General features: G+C 38.9%; 13 protein-coding genes and 1 tRNA gene. 10 read left to right on the forward strand and 4 right to left on the reverse strand.

What is annotated here, in order from left to right; translation table 11 throughout:
- Window positions 1-18: 18 nt before the first annotated feature.
- The gene (locus ACKC4Y_RS01260) at window positions 19-1,446 is read left to right on the forward strand and encodes a hypothetical protein (RefSeq protein ID WP_409361607.1); all 1,428 of its coding nucleotides are present in this window, start codon (window positions 19-21) and stop codon (window positions 1,444-1,446) included.
- A gap of 153 nt (window positions 1,447-1,599) precedes the next feature.
- Here the strand turns inward: ACKC4Y_RS01260 and rpoH are convergent, their stop codons facing one another.
- The 3 genes from rpoH to ACKC4Y_RS01275 all read right to left on the reverse strand — a co-directional run bounded on the left by rpoH (window position 1,600) and on the right by ACKC4Y_RS01275 (window position 5,095).
- A complete protein-coding gene (gene rpoH / locus ACKC4Y_RS01265) occupies window positions 1,600-2,484 on the reverse strand; it encodes an RNA polymerase sigma factor RpoH (protein WP_409361608.1) in 885 nt (294 codons plus the stop codon).
- 143 nt (window positions 2,485-2,627) lie between these two features.
- On the reverse strand, window positions 2,628-3,632 hold the full coding sequence (locus tag ACKC4Y_RS01270; protein WP_409361609.1) for an RluA family pseudouridine synthase: 1,005 nt from the start codon (window positions 3,630-3,632) through the stop codon (window positions 2,628-2,630).
- Between the two features lie 32 nt (window positions 3,633-3,664).
- Window positions 3,665-5,095 (reverse strand): aldehyde dehydrogenase family protein, encoded by a 1,431-nt coding sequence (locus tag ACKC4Y_RS01275; protein ID WP_409361610.1) that lies wholly within the window; start codon window positions 5,093-5,095, stop codon window positions 3,665-3,667.
- Between the two features lie 453 nt (window positions 5,096-5,548).
- Here ACKC4Y_RS01275 and ACKC4Y_RS01280 point away from each other — a divergent pair, with 453 nt between their 5' ends.
- The 4 genes from ACKC4Y_RS01280 to ACKC4Y_RS01295 all read left to right on the forward strand — a co-directional run bounded on the left by ACKC4Y_RS01280 (window position 5,549) and on the right by ACKC4Y_RS01295 (window position 10,517).
- Window positions 5,549-8,101 carry a DNA translocase FtsK gene (locus tag ACKC4Y_RS01280; RefSeq protein ID WP_409361611.1) on the forward strand — a complete coding sequence of 851 codons (2,553 nt, stop codon included), beginning with the start codon at window positions 5,549-5,551 and terminating at the stop codon, window positions 8,099-8,101.
- Between the two features lie 410 nt (window positions 8,102-8,511).
- Window positions 8,512-8,814, forward strand: a complete 303-nt coding sequence (locus tag ACKC4Y_RS01285) for a hypothetical protein (protein ID WP_447582415.1) — start codon at window positions 8,512-8,514, stop codon at window positions 8,812-8,814.
- Between the two features lie 98 nt (window positions 8,815-8,912).
- Window positions 8,913-9,170: a hypothetical protein gene (locus ACKC4Y_RS01290; RefSeq protein WP_409361613.1), complete on the forward strand. Its 258-nt coding sequence runs from the start codon at window positions 8,913-8,915 to the stop codon at window positions 9,168-9,170.
- 33 nt (window positions 9,171-9,203) lie between these two features.
- A complete protein-coding gene (locus ACKC4Y_RS01295; protein WP_409361614.1) occupies window positions 9,204-10,517 on the forward strand; it encodes a PAS domain-containing sensor histidine kinase in 1,314 nt (437 codons plus the stop codon).
- 13 nt (window positions 10,518-10,530) lie between these two features.
- Here the strand turns inward: ACKC4Y_RS01295 and mscL are convergent, their stop codons facing one another.
- The gene (gene mscL, locus ACKC4Y_RS01300) at window positions 10,531-10,944 is read right to left on the reverse strand and encodes a large conductance mechanosensitive channel protein MscL (RefSeq protein WP_409361615.1); all 414 of its coding nucleotides are present in this window, start codon (window positions 10,942-10,944) and stop codon (window positions 10,531-10,533) included.
- Between the two features lie 545 nt (window positions 10,945-11,489).
- Here mscL and ACKC4Y_RS01305 point away from each other — a divergent pair.
- The 5 genes from ACKC4Y_RS01305 (at window position 11,490) to zwf (ending at window position 17,290) form a co-directional block, all read left to right on the forward strand.
- Window positions 11,490-12,581, forward strand: a complete 1,092-nt coding sequence (locus ACKC4Y_RS01305) for a quinone-dependent dihydroorotate dehydrogenase (RefSeq protein ID WP_409361616.1) — start codon at window positions 11,490-11,492, stop codon at window positions 12,579-12,581.
- A 143-nt stretch (window positions 12,582-12,724) separates the two neighbouring features.
- A tRNA-His gene (locus tag ACKC4Y_RS01310) sits at window positions 12,725-12,801 on the forward strand.
- A gap of 171 nt (window positions 12,802-12,972) precedes the next feature.
- Window positions 12,973-14,400 (forward strand): glutamine synthetase family protein, encoded by a 1,428-nt coding sequence (locus tag ACKC4Y_RS01315; protein ID WP_409361617.1) that lies wholly within the window; start codon window positions 12,973-12,975, stop codon window positions 14,398-14,400.
- Between the two features lie 11 nt (window positions 14,401-14,411).
- On the forward strand, window positions 14,412-15,695 hold the full coding sequence (locus ACKC4Y_RS01320; RefSeq protein WP_409361618.1) for an NAD(P)/FAD-dependent oxidoreductase: 1,284 nt from the start codon (window positions 14,412-14,414) through the stop codon (window positions 15,693-15,695).
- 119 nt (window positions 15,696-15,814) lie between these two features.
- On the forward strand, window positions 15,815-17,290 hold the full coding sequence (gene zwf / locus ACKC4Y_RS01325; RefSeq protein WP_409361619.1) for a glucose-6-phosphate dehydrogenase: 1,476 nt from the start codon (window positions 15,815-15,817) through the stop codon (window positions 17,288-17,290).

Raw genomic sequence — 17,290 nt, forward strand, 5'->3', positions numbered from 1 at the left:
AGAGAGATTATAGAGAATATGGTGGATTTCGTTGGAATCTTAAAAAAGGCAATCAATGCGCAAAATAATATTACACCACAAGTGCGCAAGCGGATCTATCAACGAGCTGTCGAAACACTAGAACATCAATTTATAGCAGCGACAATACCACAAGTAATAGCAGATGAGCAGAGAAAGGTTTTGCAAAGTGCTATTGCAACTGTTGAAGAAGAATATTTAGCGGTTGAAAAGAAGCTGCTTTCTTCAGTTATTGGGTGGAGTTCTACAGGGATAGCTGAAGATGAGAAGCATACACAGAGTTTTATATTGCCACTAGGTAATGAAACTTCAGTAGTAAAAACAGAAGGAAGACAAAGCTCTGTTGAAAGTCTAAAAGACGATGGGGCTGCTGGTGAGCTTTCTGTGTCAGGTGTGCCAGATGCAGAGCTTGTCAGTATGGAGGCTTATTTGTCCTCTCAGCATGTTGATAACAATACGTTAAAGGCTTCACCTTTAGCTTCTTCTGCGCAAGGAGATAATACCCATATTGTTTCGCATATTTTTTCTCAAGCTTTGCGTCGTGCTAATCGGTCGTCGACGCAAAAGCGTATTGTGATAAGTGCTGCTGTTGTTGCCAGTTTTATCACCTTAGTTATAGGTATTTTTTTTGTTTGTGAACGTGTATTTGTATCAAGTGATCATCAATTGTCAGGGGAAAATATTCAAGTTTCTCATGCATTGCCAAGGACACTTTCGGTTAACAGAAAGTTAACAAAACGCTTGTTAGAGGATGGGAGCGAAATTGATGTTGGCTTAGATCAAACGGCAGGTTCTTCAAATGAAGAACGAACCTCAACAATTGTTGCCAGCAATTTGCAGTCAAGTGAACAACTAGGTGAGGCTGTTTTTTATCAAGCGCGTACGGATTATGATGCAGAAAAAGTAGCAACGGGGAGTGCGCGCTGGACGCTTATAAAAGAGTCTCGCGGGAAGGGATCCCCGGAAGAGTCGGCTATTCAAGGTGATATAACAATTCCAGATGAAGGGTTATCATTACGGTTAATTTTACGTCGTAATACAGATCTGTCTTTTCCTGCTGCGTATATTATGGATCTTATTTTTATTCTTTCTGATAAATTTTCAGGTCAATCTATAAGCAATGTTCAGGCATTAACTTTTAAAGCAAGTGAACAATCCATTGGGCAGGCTTTAACAAGAGCTGTTGCAGCGAAGATACACGATGATTTTTTTCTTGTTGCATTAAGTGGCAATCATCCGTTTCTTAACCGAAATTTACAATTGATGCGGGAATTGGATTGGGTGCGTTTGGTATTGACTGATAAAAACGGACGTATAAATGAATTGACTTTCGCAAAAGGGGCAAAAGGTGAGTCTATTTTTAATGAAGTCATCGGACAATGGCTTGCAAAATCAGAGAAGCCAACAGTTCTTGGTCAGAAAGAATAAACTACCGACGCGAGAGAGGTAGAAGACTATAAAGAGAATTTCATCATAAAAATTGCTTTTCAGTCTATCGCAAAAAAAGAGAGCTAACGTATGTTAGCTCTTTCTCATATTAAGAATGTGCAAATAATTGGCTTATACTAAGCCTTTAGAGCTTTATACCTGACTTTGGGATAAAGCAAAAGCCTTGATAGAATTTTGTACTTTTTCAAATGCACGCATTTCAATTTGTCTTACACGCTCCCGACTAATGCCAAATTCACTTGAGAGTTCTTCCAGTGTCAAGGGGTTATCGCTTAAACGACGTGCTTTGAATATACGTCTTTCTCGCTCATTCAAATTATCCATGGCGTGTGTAAGCATGGAACGACGACTTTCCAATTCATTTTGTTCGATTAAAGTTTGCTCCTGATTGTTGGAGTCATCCACCAACCAATCCTGCCACTGGCTACTTTCACCTTCTTTTGTGCGAAAAGGTGCATTAAGCGAAGTATCACCACTAAGTCGACGATTCATCGATACGACTTCATCTTCTGTGACATTCAATTGGGTTGCAATTTCTTTTACTTGCTCTGCATTGAGATCACCACTGTCAAGTGCCCGAAGCCTACTTTTTAACTTACGAAGGTTGAAAAATAAGCGTTTTTGATTGGCAGTTGTCCCTATTTTCACCAAACTCCAAGATCGCAATACATATTCTTGGATTGATGCTTTAATCCACCATATTGCATAGGTTGCGAGACGAAATCCGCGTTCTGGCTCGAAACGCTTAACAGCTTGCATAAGTCCAACATTGCCTTCTGAAATGACTTCCCCAATGGGGAGACCATAGCCCCGATATCCCATTGCGATTTTGGCCACGAGGCGCAAATGACTGGTTACCAACCTATGTGCAGCTTTTAGATCATTATATTTACGATAACGTTGAGCCAGCATGTACTCTTCTTTTGGCTCAAGCATTGGAAAACGACGCACTTCCTCTAGATAACGATTCAATCCTCCGTCACCTGTCGTCACTGATAGCATATTCATATGGGCCATATAGCACCCTCCTTTTGTACGAATTCCCTGATAAGGCAAATTCCATTTCTAGACATTACAAATATCTCTAACACCTTACCATAATTTTTAATTTTGTTCAAAAAGAGATATTTTATTGTGAAATCATGAGAAGGCTAAAAGTTTCAATTCATTTTTTTAAAATGCTTGATAAGTTCAGCCATATCTTGCGGGAGAGGGGAAGAAAAAGACATAATTTTACCTGTAGCGGGATGTTCAAAAGTAAGACTGATTGCATGGAGTGCTTGTCGGTTGAATTGATCGATTACATTTTTAATGATGGGACTAAGGGTGTTCGATTTTGTTTTAAAAGCATTTCCATAAACAGTATCACCTACGAGTGGATGTCCTATATGGGCCATGTGGACCCGAATTTGGTGCGTGCGTCCAGTTTCCAAACGACATTCCAGAAGACTAGCCAAGGAAGTTGTATCTGCGTGAGTTCCATATTTTTCAAGGAGAGAAATATGTGTCACAGCGTGACGAGCATGCGGATTTTGATTATGGATGACAGCTTGTTTTGTTCGATTATGAGGAGAACGGCCAAGAGATGCATCAATTGTCAAAATATTACGGCTGGGAGATCCCCAAATCAAGGCGTGATACCGTCGATCTAATGCGCTAGTACGTCCATGGTCAGAAAATTGTGCACTTAAGCTTTGATGAGCAAGGTCATTTTTGGCGATAACCATGACTCCGCTTGTATTTTTATCGAGACGATGAACGATGCCGGGACGTTTAACGCCACCAATACCAGACAAACTATTACCACAGTGATGGATAAGGGCGTTAACTAACGTTCCAGTCCAATTGCCATTGCCGGGATGAACAACGAGACCAGCTGGTTTATTGATGACAATGACATGATCATCTTCAAAGAGAATGTCCAAGATAATGGCTTCACCGCTAGGTTCTGCATCACGAAGAACAGGCATTGTCAATTCAATGATTTGGTTGGGTTTTAATTTTGTTTTCGGTTCCTTTACGCGTTGACCATCAACTTTAAGATAGCCTTCACGGATGAGGGTTTGCAAGCGTGAACGTGACAGCGTATTGTGATATTGTTTAGCAAGCCACTGATCGAGTCTTTGCCCAAGAGCACCTTCATCCGTTATTTGCTGTGTTACCATACGATTCCTATTAAGTTTTTAATAAGACCTTCTTACCAGTATGAAATTGCTTTGGTATCAAGAAATTCTTTAATTCCCCAGTGACCGCCTTCACGGGCACGTCCAGAAAATTTCACACCTCCAAAGTAACTTCCATTGGGTAATCCATATCCGTTCACTTCTACCATACCAGACCGTACTTGCGCAGCGATACGGCGACATTTGTCACGATCTTGCGATTGTATATAATTTGTGAGACCATATTCAGTATCATTGGCTAAAGCTACGGCTTCATCTTCTGTATTAAAGGGAAGGATAGAGAGGACTGGACCGAAGATTTCTTCTCGAAAAATACGCATATTAGGTTTTACATTGGCAAAGACTGTTGGGCGTACATAATAACCGCGCTCCAATCCCATCGGTAAACCGGTTCCGCCTGCGACAAGTGTTGCACCTTCATCAATTCCAGATTGGATAAGATCTTGAATTTTATCGTATTGTTGTTTTGAAACTACAGGACCAATATGATTTCCTGCTCGGTGAGCTGATCCTACCTTCGTTTTTTCGGCAATATCTTTGGCTATTTCAATAGCTTTATCATAGATGGTTTGTTCCACAAGCATACGTGTTGGTGCATTACAGCTTTGTCCACTATTATAAAAGCAGTGTCGTGTACCACGTTGAATAGCGTCTGTATCGGCGTCAGAAAAGATAATATTAGCGCCTTTTCCTCCAAGTTCTAGACAGACTCGTTTTAAAGTATTGCTAGCATTTTTTGAAATGTCTTTTCCTGCTCTGGTGGATCCGGTAAAGCTGATCATTTCCAGATCTGGATGAGCAGAGAGGTAAGAGCCGACATTTGCACCATCACCGTTTATTAAATTAAAAACGCCGGCAGGTAAAGCAGCTTCATCCAAAATTTCAGCAAAGAGCATAGCAGAAAGAGGAGCAATTTCAGAGGGTTTTAACACCATAGTACAGCCAGCCAAGAGAGCAGGGATAACTTTAAGAGTTACTTGGTTCATGGGCCAATTCCATGGAGTAATCAACCCTACGATGCCGATAGGATCATAGTGAAGAATCGCTTGCTCGTTTCCTTCGACTAAAATTTTTTGGAACGAAAACTCTTTGTAGGCTTTGATAAAGTTGCGAATATGGGAACTTCCAGTTGCGGTTTGCGCATTAAGTGCCATATCAATCGGTGCCCCCATTTCCATTGAAATGGTTTTTGCCATATCTTCGGAGCGTTTTTCATAGATTTCTAAAATTTTTTCAACGAATCTAAGACGCTCCCTAGGTGGAATTGTTTTCCAATTTTGAAAAGCTGCTTTAGCAGCATTAATTGCTTTGTCTGCATCTTTGCTGCTACCAAGGCTAATGACGGCACAAGCTTCTTCTGTTGACGGATCAATAACGTGTAGATCGTGAGGAGTACTTGGATCATCCCATAGACCGTTGATATAAAATTTCCGCTTATTAAACATAGTTCACTCCCTTACTTTTTATTGTTGCGTTGTTAAGTGATGTCCTATTTGAACCTTTTTTAACAAGGATAACAAGGATAATCTTATCAAAGATAAAGAAATTGGACTGTTTTATAACAACGAGGCATAAAGAGTTGAAAAAATATCTCATAACTCTTTAATATTATTCGCACTCATTATTTTTGTGAAATGGGAAGAAAAGAGAAGGATGGGCAATTTTTCTGACATTTTTTATCATAGAGTTTTCTTTAAAAACAATGAAATATAGCTGGATAAGAGCAAGAATTTTATAATTTACGCTGTAAGCGAGTATGGAACAATAGAGAAGAATTATAGCGTTATTTTTTAAAAAAAATAACAGCCAGCAAAAGGTTATTAACCTTCGTACTGTAATCTCTATGCATTCTTTTTGAAGAAGCAATTTTTCTCATTGCTATAAGTTTGTTGGGTGTCATGCATAATTCGAAAACAAAATTCATATCTATGCCTTCTTTTTCTGATGAGAGAGCACAAGGTGCATCAGAAAGAAATTCATCTACTAAGATTGTTGAAATATTTCCTTATCCGGAAGTATGGAAAAAGGCGTTTACACTCGGACAGAATGTGCGTTTTACGCGAACACCAGAAGTTGAAATTTTGCGCCGCCGTATAGAAACAGATCCCGTTTTTGCGAAACAGTTTAAAGTTTTTACGAAGCAAGAACAAAAAAATCTTATGAACATTAACTGTAATACGAAAACAACAAATTTCCCAGCAACCAAAAGAGTGATTAATCCTCGATTGATAGAAAATAAAGCATCCATTTGTCATTCAGCAGTTTTGGAACAGTTGTCACGGCAAACTGTTAATACGCCGCTTGAAGAAGGTGTAGGGGAGCATACATTACAAGTAGAAAATGTGGCGCAAAAAACAAAAGCTGTTTTTCATCTTTCTGATCACGCATTTTTTGAGTGTGAATCCTTTATGTTAGAACAGGTCGACACTAAAATTGCAGAAGAAGACATAACACCGATTGATTTCACGAGTAATGAAGTTGCATCGGATACGGGTACTGTTTTTGATGAGTCAATTACTGATCTTTACCGTGTTCTTGAATACCGTTTTCCACAATTTTACGATTCCATTATATCAGAAGCTCTAACGGAGGATAGTCAGGGAGTTAAGCAAAGTTCTCATTTAATATCTGCAAAGAATGATATTGTTAAAGAGATTCAAAATTATCATTCTAAGCCTATTATTGAGGACAATACAGATATTAAGAAGGTCAAAAAGTTATCTGTTCCTCAGTCAAGTAAAGCTTCTAAGTTAGCTAATGATTCTAATAATATTGCTGATTGTATAGTAGCTAGTGTAGCAAAGAGTTCGTTAGATTTGCCTGTAATGAAAGAAAGAGAAAATACACAGCAAGCTATGAGGGGGCCATTGTGTAATCCCAGCACTACTTCTACACAAAATGTCCAATCTCTTGACTATGGAACGTATGAATTTCCTCCGATTGATTTATTACAGGAACCTATCTTTCAGGATGACACAATTATTTCTCAAGAAATATTAGAGCGCAGTGCTGGGCTTTTAGAAAGCGTTTTAGAAGATTTTGGGATTAAGGGAGAAATTATTCATGTCCGCCCAGGACCAGTGGTGACAATGTATGAATTTGAACCCGCTGCAGGGGTAAAATCATCACGGGTTATTGGTCTTTCTGACGATATTGCCCGTTCTATGTCTGCTATTTCTGCCCGTGTTGCTGTGATTCCTGGACGCAATGTTATCGGAATTGAATTGCCTAATGCAGTTCGTGAAACTGTTTATTTGCGTGAATTAATCCAATCAAACACTTTTCGTGATAGCCACTTTAAATTAGTGCTTGCCTTAGGGAAGGGGATTAACGGTGAGCCTGTAATTGCAGAATTAGCAAAAATGCCCCATTTATTGGTTGCAGGAACCACAGGGTCAGGAAAATCTGTTGCGATTAATACAATGATCTTATCGATCCTTTATCGCATGACACCAGAGCAGTGCCGCCTCATTATGGTTGATCCTAAGATGTTGGAGCTTTCTGTCTATGACGGCATTCCACATCTTCTAACGCCTGTTGTAACTGATCCAAAGAAAGCTGTGATAGCTTTAAAGTGGGTAGTGCGTGAAATGGAAGAGCGTTACCGTAAAATGGCTAAGTTAGGTGTGCGTAATATTGATGGTTTCAATGCACGAGTTGCACTGGCCGTGAAAAAGGGTGAAACGATTATGTGCACTGTACAGTCGGGATTTGATAAAGAAAGTGGTGAAATGCTTTATCATGAAGAAGCGATGGATTTGACGCAGCTTCCTTATATTGTTGTCATTGTTGATGAAATGGCTGATCTCATGATGGTGGCTGGTAAAGAAATTGAGAATGCCATTCAACGTTTAGCACAAATGGCGCGTGCTGCTGGTATTCATCTTATTATGGCTACACAGCGTCCTTCTGTTGATGTTATTACGGGGACGATTAAGGCAAATTTTCCAACCCGCATTTCTTTCCAGGTTACTTCAAAAATTGATAGTCGAACAATTTTGGGAGAACAAGGTGCTGAAACGCTTTTGGGTCAAGGAGATATGCTTCATATGGCTGGTGGTGGGCGCATCGTACGTGTTCATGGACCTTTTGTTTCTGATAAGGAAGTGGAATCTGTGGTTGCGCATCTTAAAAGACAAGGAAAACCTCATTATTTAGCAACAGTAACGGATAGTGAAGATAATAATAATGACTTAGAAGCGGCTGATTCTGTTAGTAAAACTGGTACAACAGAAAACTCTGGTGAGGATAGTGAAGAGCTATATGTGCAAGCTGTGAAAATTGTCATGCGTGATAAGAAATGTTCAACATCTTATATTCAGCGCCGACTTGCAATCGGTTATAATAAGGCGGCCTCCCTTGTTGAGCGGATGGAAGAAGAAGGTGTTGTAGGGGCTGCAAATCATGTTGGGAAACGTGAAATTTTGCTTGAGGGATGCTATAATCATTGAGATTCTTTTAAAAGTGTATAATACCAAATAATCTCGGAGGTTAAGGCTTTATTTTGTTTTCTAAAAACGGGAGCTATCTTGCGCTTATTTTCTATTGTGCAATATTAAAAGGTTAAATAGGAAGCGACAGAATAGGAATTCTATCCTATATTAAAATTACCGGCAGGGAGATCAGATTAAGACAAAGAAAGGTCAGAGATATCTTTAGCATTTTGAAATTATCTGGAATGCGAAGAAATCAAGCAAGCTTTCATGCGAGGACAGATGATTTTTGTTCTCTCTTCCGATTGTAGAGACGTTCTTTGGTCAAATGATACAACGGCGTATTTTGGGGGCTTTTCTTCTGTAGCGGCTATGATTCAAAAACTGTCTTTTTTGAACAAGTAGAGTAGCACAAGATACTAAAGAGTGTGCAATGTGCAAGCCATGTTGCGTTGAATGGTTTAAAGCGTACTGCTGAATTTTCTGTCATTGGCGTAAGCAAAGCGTTTTTTCAAGTCTCTAGGGAAGAAGATATTTCTTTTATCGCTGGTTTGGATGATGCAGAAACGTTTGTTGCAGGGTTGAGGAAAACGCAACCTGGGGCTTCATCTCATTTTTGTTTTGTTGATAAAAGGGTCAAAATTTTGCTACAGACAATTGATAATGGGATGTCTGTCAAGACCTTTTTATCCATAGGAGGTGTTCGTAAGAAGTTAGCATTATTTGCTTGAAGATAAAACCAGCAATTTTGTTAGTTTTATGCACGCCATTAAAGGCAGAGTTGTTAAACTATAAAGAAGAACTTTTGTCACGACGTTTTACTTAGAAAATGGATAAACATGGGCGGTTTTGTAATGTTTCAAAAGATTTAGGACAAATTATTTGTTCTCTATTGTTTTCTATTTTAGGATCTAATTTTCATGAAGTTGCCAATCAATTTAAGGATGATCGGTATCGAGAACTGAGCGGTTTTATTGAGGCGTTTATACCTTGGCGTAAGCAGATCATTCAGGAGTCTGTTGATGGTTGTTTAGAGTGGCTTGATGTTGAATTATCTGCTTTGCCAATTTTTGATGCCAAATATTAGATTAAAGGGTTTCGGGGATTTGTTGTTTTGAAGATGCAAAAAAAAGTACAAGTGGAAAAAGCAGAAAATCCGGATACAAAAACGTCAAGTCTTTCAGAGGTAGAACGTTCAGCTTTTCGTGAGATTGCAGAACGGCTGCGTGGCGAAATGGATGTAGCAGGAGGGGGAGAGCATTTGATTGAAGAAACTTCGGTTCAGTTGCCATGTGCACAGACATTGCCTAGAAATGTCATGGAGCAAACTCTCATCAAAGAACCAGCAGCGATTTTATCATTGTTGGATACAGCAACTGATGGTGTTTTATGGTTGGATAGACAGGGCTGCATCCAATCTGTTAGCAGTGCTGCTTTGGAATTAATGGACTACGAAATAAATGAATTACTGGCAAAGCCATTATCATCATTATTTACTTTGCAAAGCCGATCTTTGGTTAAAAAATATTTTAAGTCAATTCGTTTGAAAGGAAAAAATCAGGTTTTAAATCGTGGAGAGACAGCTGATTTAGTGACGAAAAGCCGTAAGAGTATAACGGTTTCCATGATAATTGTACCTTTAGCACGGCAAGACAGTTACGCTGTTATGCTAAATGATCTGACAGGAATGATCCTACCCTTAGACAAAGAAGTAGAAACAAACAAAATGATTTGGGTTGTTCATGAAATGCGAACACCTTTGAATGCTCTGATTGGTTTTGCAGAAATTATGAGGGATGGACGTTTTGGCTCGATAGACAATGAGCGTTATCGTGGATATTTACGCGATATCATCTCATCTGGAAAACATATATTATCGTTGGTCAATCAATTACTAGACTGCTCGAAAGCAAATCATTTAGGCTCAAATAACCAGGTCAATACGCCCCTTATAGCTGAAGCATTTGATGTAACATCTTGTTTGCGTGCTAGTATAGCGTTTCTTGAAACACAAGCTAATCATAATGGCATTATCATGCGCATTGTTGCACCGGTTCATGTGCCATTTATTTGTGTATCGCAACAGATATTTCGGCAGATTATATGGAATCTTCTTTCCAATGCAATTCGTTTTACACCATCAGGTGGACAAATTATTGTCCACGTTTCTTATGGAGAAAATGAGCGAGTGAAGGTTTCAGTGAGTGATAATGGTATAGGAATGAGTGACGAAGAAATTGTAAAAGCATTGCAACCTTATGGTCAAATAAAGCGTAAAGATGGTCGAACTGGTAACAGCGTTTTTGTTGGAACGGGTTTAGGATTACCGATGTGTAAGGCAATGGTAGAAGAGAGTGGCGGCGAATTTTTATTATTTTCAAAGCCAAATCATGGAACAACTGTAGAGATGTTCTTTCCCGTGTTGCATGAATAAATCTAAGCATGAATTATTTCTTCTTAGCTAACAGGTCTCTAATTTCTGACAGAAGTTGTTCTTCCAGAGACATTTTTTTTAAGCTTTCTTCTTCTTCTTGTTTTCGACGTAGTTTATTCATTCCTTTAACAAAGAGGAAAAGAACCCAAGCAATAATGAGAAAATTGATAAGTAAAGTTATAAAGTTACCATAGCTAATGGTTGCTCCCGCTTCTTTGGCGGCGTTCAATGTAGCTTGTTTTTCACCGGCAAGCTGAATAAACATGTTAGAGAAATCAATCCCACCTGTGATAAGACCAATGATTGGCATAAAAATATCATTGACAAGTGAGTTAACCAAGCCACCGAAAGCCCCCCCTATAATGACACCGATAGCAAGATCAATCATATTACCTTTTAAGGCAAATTCTTTAAATTCTTTAAGCATTGCGTTTTCCCCTTTGTGTATGCGACATATGATAAGCTTAACTATCGCTTTTGATGAAAAAGGAAAGGGCGGTTTTTTTATTTTCTTATAGTGTTATATTAAACTATTAATTTTTTTTCTCCAAGAGTATTATGATACGTTGAAGGACTTGAGTGAGAGGCTTTATTTTGAGTAATAGTGGAGCATTTTATAGAGCTTAAACTGACGAAAAGCTTTTTTCCAATACAAAAGACAAATGTATTCTTTATTTATAAAATTGTTTCAAGGGGATATATTATAATATATTTTTGAGTTGCTATTTTATTTTTTTGATGGATTTTTTTCAATTTTAATATCTGGATAATTTCAAAAAAGAAAGAGAATCACAAAGTCAAAAAGCCTTTATGGGATAGTATTTGCAAACATAAATTTGATTGTTAATAACATTGTAATTTTTTTTGCTGTGGAGATTTGTCTTCCCATGGAAGAGAGTGTGTTATCTTGATCTATAGTTTTTAGTGTTCAGAAGATGCAAAGGACAGTTTTTATTGTGTGGAGAAAGATTTATGAGTTTCTTTCGTTGTATTGGTCGTCCTGCTTTATTTATGTTGGATCCAGAGTATGCACATCGTTTAGCAATTATTGGTCTTAAAAGTGGGTTGAACAGTTGTCAGAAGATCGTTGATAAGCGTTTATGTGTAACTATTGCAGGCCTTGAGTTTGACAATTTTATTGGTCTTGCTGCAGGTTTTGATAAGAATGCAGAGGTTATAGAGGCTGTTTTACGTTTAGGATTTGGTTTTACTGAGATTGGTACAGTTACGCCAAGACCCCAGGTTGGAAACCAAAAGCCACGGCTTTTTCGCTTGATAGAAGATGAAGCGCTTATTAATAGAATGGGCTTTAACAATGATGGGCATCAAATTGTTTACAACAGACTTTGTTCCTATAAATGGAATGGGGTCGTAGGGATCAATATTGGAGCGAATAAGGATACGGTTAATAGGATTGATGATTATACTGCTGGTATTGCCTGTTTTTATGATGTTGCCAATTATTTCACGGTTAATATTTCTTCGCCTAATACGCCGGGTTTACGTGATTTACAGATGCGTGATAGTTTACGGCTTTTGATCAATGCAATTTCGCAAGCGCGCAGTGAACAAAAGGAAAAGCACGGATTTCTGGTTCCGATTTTTTTAAAAATTGCTCCTGATTTGTCAGAGAAGGAATTGGATGATGTGGCTGAAGAAATAAAACTTTCTGATTTTGATGGTTTGATTATTTCCAATACCACTCTTTCACGAAAAGGACTTGCGAATAGGGTATTTATGAGCGAAGAAGGAGGGTTGTCAGGGCGTCCACTGTTTGAGCGTTCTACTATTGTACTTGCCAAGATGCGTCAAAAATTGGGTAAAGAAATTGCAATTATTGGTGTTGGAGGTGTGCGGGATGCGTATACGGCTTTGGAAAAAGTTAAGGCAGGTGCAGATTTGATACAACTCTATAGTGGAATGGTTTATGAAGGGCCGCACCTTGCTGTAACCATTTTGAAAGAAGTTTTGCAGCTTATGCAGAAGGATGGTGTTGATACTATAAAAGCTTATCGTGATCACAGTACCGAGGATTGGGCAAGACGTGCGCTTTCTTTAGAATAGAACTATTGTTTTTTGATAAAAAATGGAGGATTTTTTTTAAAGGACTTGCAAACTCTTTTGATCTTCCTTATGTCACAGAAGATAAAGAGTTAAGTAATTTATCAAACAGTGAGTAATTATGAGCCATTTGCTGTTTGTTTTATGCGGTTGTAGCTCAGCTGGTTAGAGCGCTGGTTTGTGGCACCAGAGGTCGTAGGTTCAAATCCCACCAACCGTACCATTTTTTTCACTTTGTTTTTTAGAATAAGTGGCTTTAGAGAGCGCAAAGTGTATTTTATCTTAATAAAGGTTATGTCATCCTTAAACAATCAATTGGGATGAGGTTTTGCATGGTATTTATGCGTGAATGATTCTATAAAATGGGGATAATTGTTTTCTGAATTGGTGTTGTATGGCTGTAAGAAATAGTGAACAAATGAAAAGAAAAAAATGTAAGCCTATTGCCGATTTTGTAAAAAACTTACGCGGTGTAAACAATTGGGAACAAGTTTCGCAATGGCTTGCCTTCCGAGAAGTAGAAGACATCGAGTGTATTACACCTGATCAAGCAGGTGTAGCACGTGGTAAGATGATGCTGTCTAAAAAATTCATATCAGAGACATCATTGGCATTGCCTTCAGCAGTTTTTATGGCAACAATTTCAGGAGATTATCCTGAAGATGGCAATGGTTTTGAATATCCTAAAACAGATGGTGATTTACGCCTTGAGCCTGATCTTTCTACATTAAGCATTGTGCCATGGGAAGATGCTCCTACCGCACAAGTGATTTGTGATCTTGTTTATCAAAATGGGCAGGTTGTTGATTATACGCCACGAAATGTTTTACGATCAGTAATTAATTTTTACACGCAAATGGGGCTAAAACCAGTTGTTTCACCAGAAATTGAATTTTATTTGGTAGAAAAGAATCCCGATCCTGATTATCCTTTAGTTCCTCCAGTGGGTCGTTCTGGCCGCTCAATCGGTGGTGGACAGGGCTACTCTATTGCTGGTGTTAATGAATTCGATGAGCTCATTGATGATATTTATCAATTTTCAGAGGCGCAAGGATTAGAAATTGATACGCTCATTCATGAAGAGGGAGCCGGACAGTTTGAAATTAATCTACGTCATGGTGATCCTATAGAATTGGCCGACCAAGTTTTTATGTTTAAACGAACAATTCGTGAAGCAGCACTTAAACATAATATGTATGCAACGTTTATGGCGAAACCTATCCAGGGGCAGCCCGGTTCTGCTATGCATATTCATCAATCGGTTGTTGACCAAAAAACGGGTTCTAATATTTTTACAGAAAGGGATGGGAGCGAAAGTGTCTGTTTTCGCCATTTTATTGGTGGCTTACAAAGACATATGGCTGGGGTTCTTGTGATGCTTGCTCCTTATGTTAATTCTTATAGACGTCTTATGCCTGATATTTCAGCACCTGTTAATTTGCGATGGGGTTATGATAATCGTACAACAGCTTTTCGAGTACCACGTTCTGCTCCACAAGGACGGCGTGTTGAAAATAGACTTCCTTCGTCAGATGCTAATCCTTATTTAGCTCTCGCAGCTTCTTTGACTTGTGGTCTCATTGGTTTACAGCAAAAGCTTGAACCAGATGAGCCGGCAACAAAAACTGTGAATGCTGATAATATCGAATTACCGCGTGGACTGATTGAGGCGGTTAATTTGTTTGAACGAGATACAGCGGTACGTGCTATTTTAGGAGATGCATTTGTAAGTACTTACGCTGCTATCAAACGACAAGAATTCGAAACTTTTATGGAAGTAATTAGCCCGTGGGAGCGTGAATATCTTCTGCTTAATGTTTAAGTTTTATGCCAATGATTGATGATAATCAAATTTCTCCAGGAATTTCTTGGTATGAGGATACTTTAGAAGAGCGCCCCTCTTATCCATTTTTAGACGAGCAAATACAGTGCGATGTGGTTATTGTTGGAGGTGGATTTACAGGGCTTTCAGCTGCTTATCATTTAGCAAAAGCAGGAGTGAGAGTTGTTTTGTTTGAAGCTTCACGTTTTGGCGATGGTGCGTCGGGACGCAATGGTGGCCAATTAGGGACAGGTCATCGTCAATGGATAGAAACATTAGAAAAACAGTATGGTTTTGAACGGAGTAAGGTGCTGTTTGATTTAGCGGAGGAAGCTAAAAGGGATGTTTTATCTTGGGATGCACTATCTGATTGCTCTCTTGACTTTATGGCAGGACAGTTTTCAGTTATCCATAAAGAACGTAAAATAAGTGCGTATCAGAGGCATGTTGAGGCGATGCAGCGTTATGGGTATAAGGGACTTACTTTTATGGATAAAGCTGCAACAGCTGAACGACTTGGTTCCTCTTTTTATTATGGTGGTATCTATGATGCGGATACTGGACATATAAATCCCTTAAAGCTGGTTGTTTGGTTGGCAAGAAAAGCAAAAAACGCTGGCGCTAAACTTTATGAGAAGACACAAGCAATGGCGGTAGAGCGTAATGGTAGCTATTGTGTCGTAAGAACAGAGCGAGGCAACGCAAAGGCTGAGCATGTCTTATTAGCGACCAATGCGTATCAGCTTGGACTTCAGCGTTTTGTTGAGAAAAAGATTGTTTCTCTCCGCTCTTATATTGGAGCAACGGAACCATTACCAAAGCAGTGTTCGATTCTTGGGGGGGGCGAATCTGTGGATGATTCTCGTTTTATGGTTCGCTATTTTCGCAAAAGTATTGATAATCGTTTATTATTTGGCGGAGTAGAAAGTTACGATAATCAACACCCTACGAATTTAGATGAACGTATACGACGGCAGATTGCTGAAATTTATCCTCAACTAAGGTCTATAAATCTCACTCATTGTTGGGGTGCAACGGTGGCTATTACTGTTGAACGTATGCCCTATGTTCGTCAACTTATGCCAGGTATCACTTATTGTGGCGGATATTCAGGACACGGGGTCATGCTTGCTCCTTTTATAGGGAAATTATATGCTGAATGGTTGACTGGAAAGCTTGAGCGTTTTGCGTATTTTCAGGACTTAAAAATTTCTCCTTTTCTGGGGGGAAGAGTTTTTCGTCATCCATTGGTATTTTTAGCAATGCATTGGTTTTCCTTGATGGATCGTTTTTAATTAGATATCGTTTGAAGTGAAGAAAATTAATGGCTTGTTTAGCATCTGTCTGCTTTAATGAGTGGAGCTTCTACAAACTATTTAAACTTTTGTAATCGAATGGGAAAATAGACAAGTTTATGGTTAGTAAAATTATTCCAGTCTCCCCTTTTGATTGTATTGTTTTTGGCGGTAATGGTGATTTGGCATCACGTAAACTTATACCTGCTCTCTATCATTGTCAGTGTGTTGGACAATTTAGTGAGCCAACACGGATTATTGCGGTTTCGCGTTCTTTATTGAGTTGTGAAGAGTATCAAAATTTTGTTTGTGCTGCTCTAGAGAAATATGTTCATCCCAAAGACCTCAACCGAATTGAGCTTAATCGTTTTCTTGCACGTTTAACCTATGTTTCTGTTGATGTTACCTCGAATCGAGGGTGGGGAGATTTAGCTCTCTTGCTCTCAAAAAAAACTGCTGATATTCGGGCTTTTTATTTAGCAGTTGGTTCGCCACTTTTGGGTGATATCGCGATGCGATTGGGACAAAACGGTTTGGTGACGGAGCAAACACGTATTATCATTGAAAAACCTATTGGCCGCAGTGTAAAAACAGCAGTTGAGCTTAATGATACATTTGCAAGAGTATTTGATGAAGATCAAATCTTTCGCATTGATCATTATCTTGGCAAGGAAACTGTTCAAAATTTAATGGCATTGCGGTTTGTTAATACACTTTATGAGCCGTTATGGAACTCTAATTATATTGATCATGTTCAGATAACGGTTTCTGAATCTTTAGGATTGGAAGGGCGTATAGAATATTATGAGAGTGCAGGTGCACTACGCGATATGGTACAAAATCATATGCTGCAATTGCTTTGTTTGGTTGCTATGGAAATACCATTTACCAACAGTGCGAATGCTGTGCGTGATGAAAAACTTAAAGTTTTGCATTCTTTAATGCCTCTCGATGTTCATAATGTAGGGCAAAATACTGTGCGTGGGCAGTATCTTGCTGGTATATCGGATGGTATTTCTGTAAAATCTTATCTTGATGATTTGGGAAAAAAAGTCAGTAAGAGTGAAACATTTGTGGCGCTTAAGATTAAGATTAATAACTGGCGTTGGGCGAATACACCTTTTTATTTACGAACAGGTAAGCGTATGTCCACGCGTATGTCTGAAATTGTTGTCGTTTTTAAACCCATCCCTCATAATATTTTTGATACGGATTTAGGTGAAATTTTTTCTAATCGATTAGTTATTCGTCTCCAGCCTGATGAGGGCGTGAAACAATGGTTGATGATTAAGGATCCAGGTCCTGGTGGTATGCGATTTCGTCATATTCCCTTGGATATGCGTTTTGCATCTGCGTTTTCTCAGCGTAATCCAGATGCTTATGAACGCTTATTGATGGATGTAGTTCGCGGAAATCAAACACTGTTTATGCGTCGTGATGAAGTTGAGGCTGCTTGGCGTTGGATTGATCCAATTCTTGGGGGATGGGAGGCAATAAAGCAGCCTATTCATGGATATAGTGCTGGTTCATGGGGACCATCTGCTTCGGCTGTTTTGATGGAACGTGATGGGCGCACATGGAACAACTTAGTTTAG

Origin of the sequence: Bartonella heixiaziensis, assembly GCF_046245125.2 — a bacterium.
Classification (GTDB): domain Bacteria; phylum Pseudomonadota; class Alphaproteobacteria; order Rhizobiales; family Rhizobiaceae; genus Bartonella; species Bartonella heixiaziensis.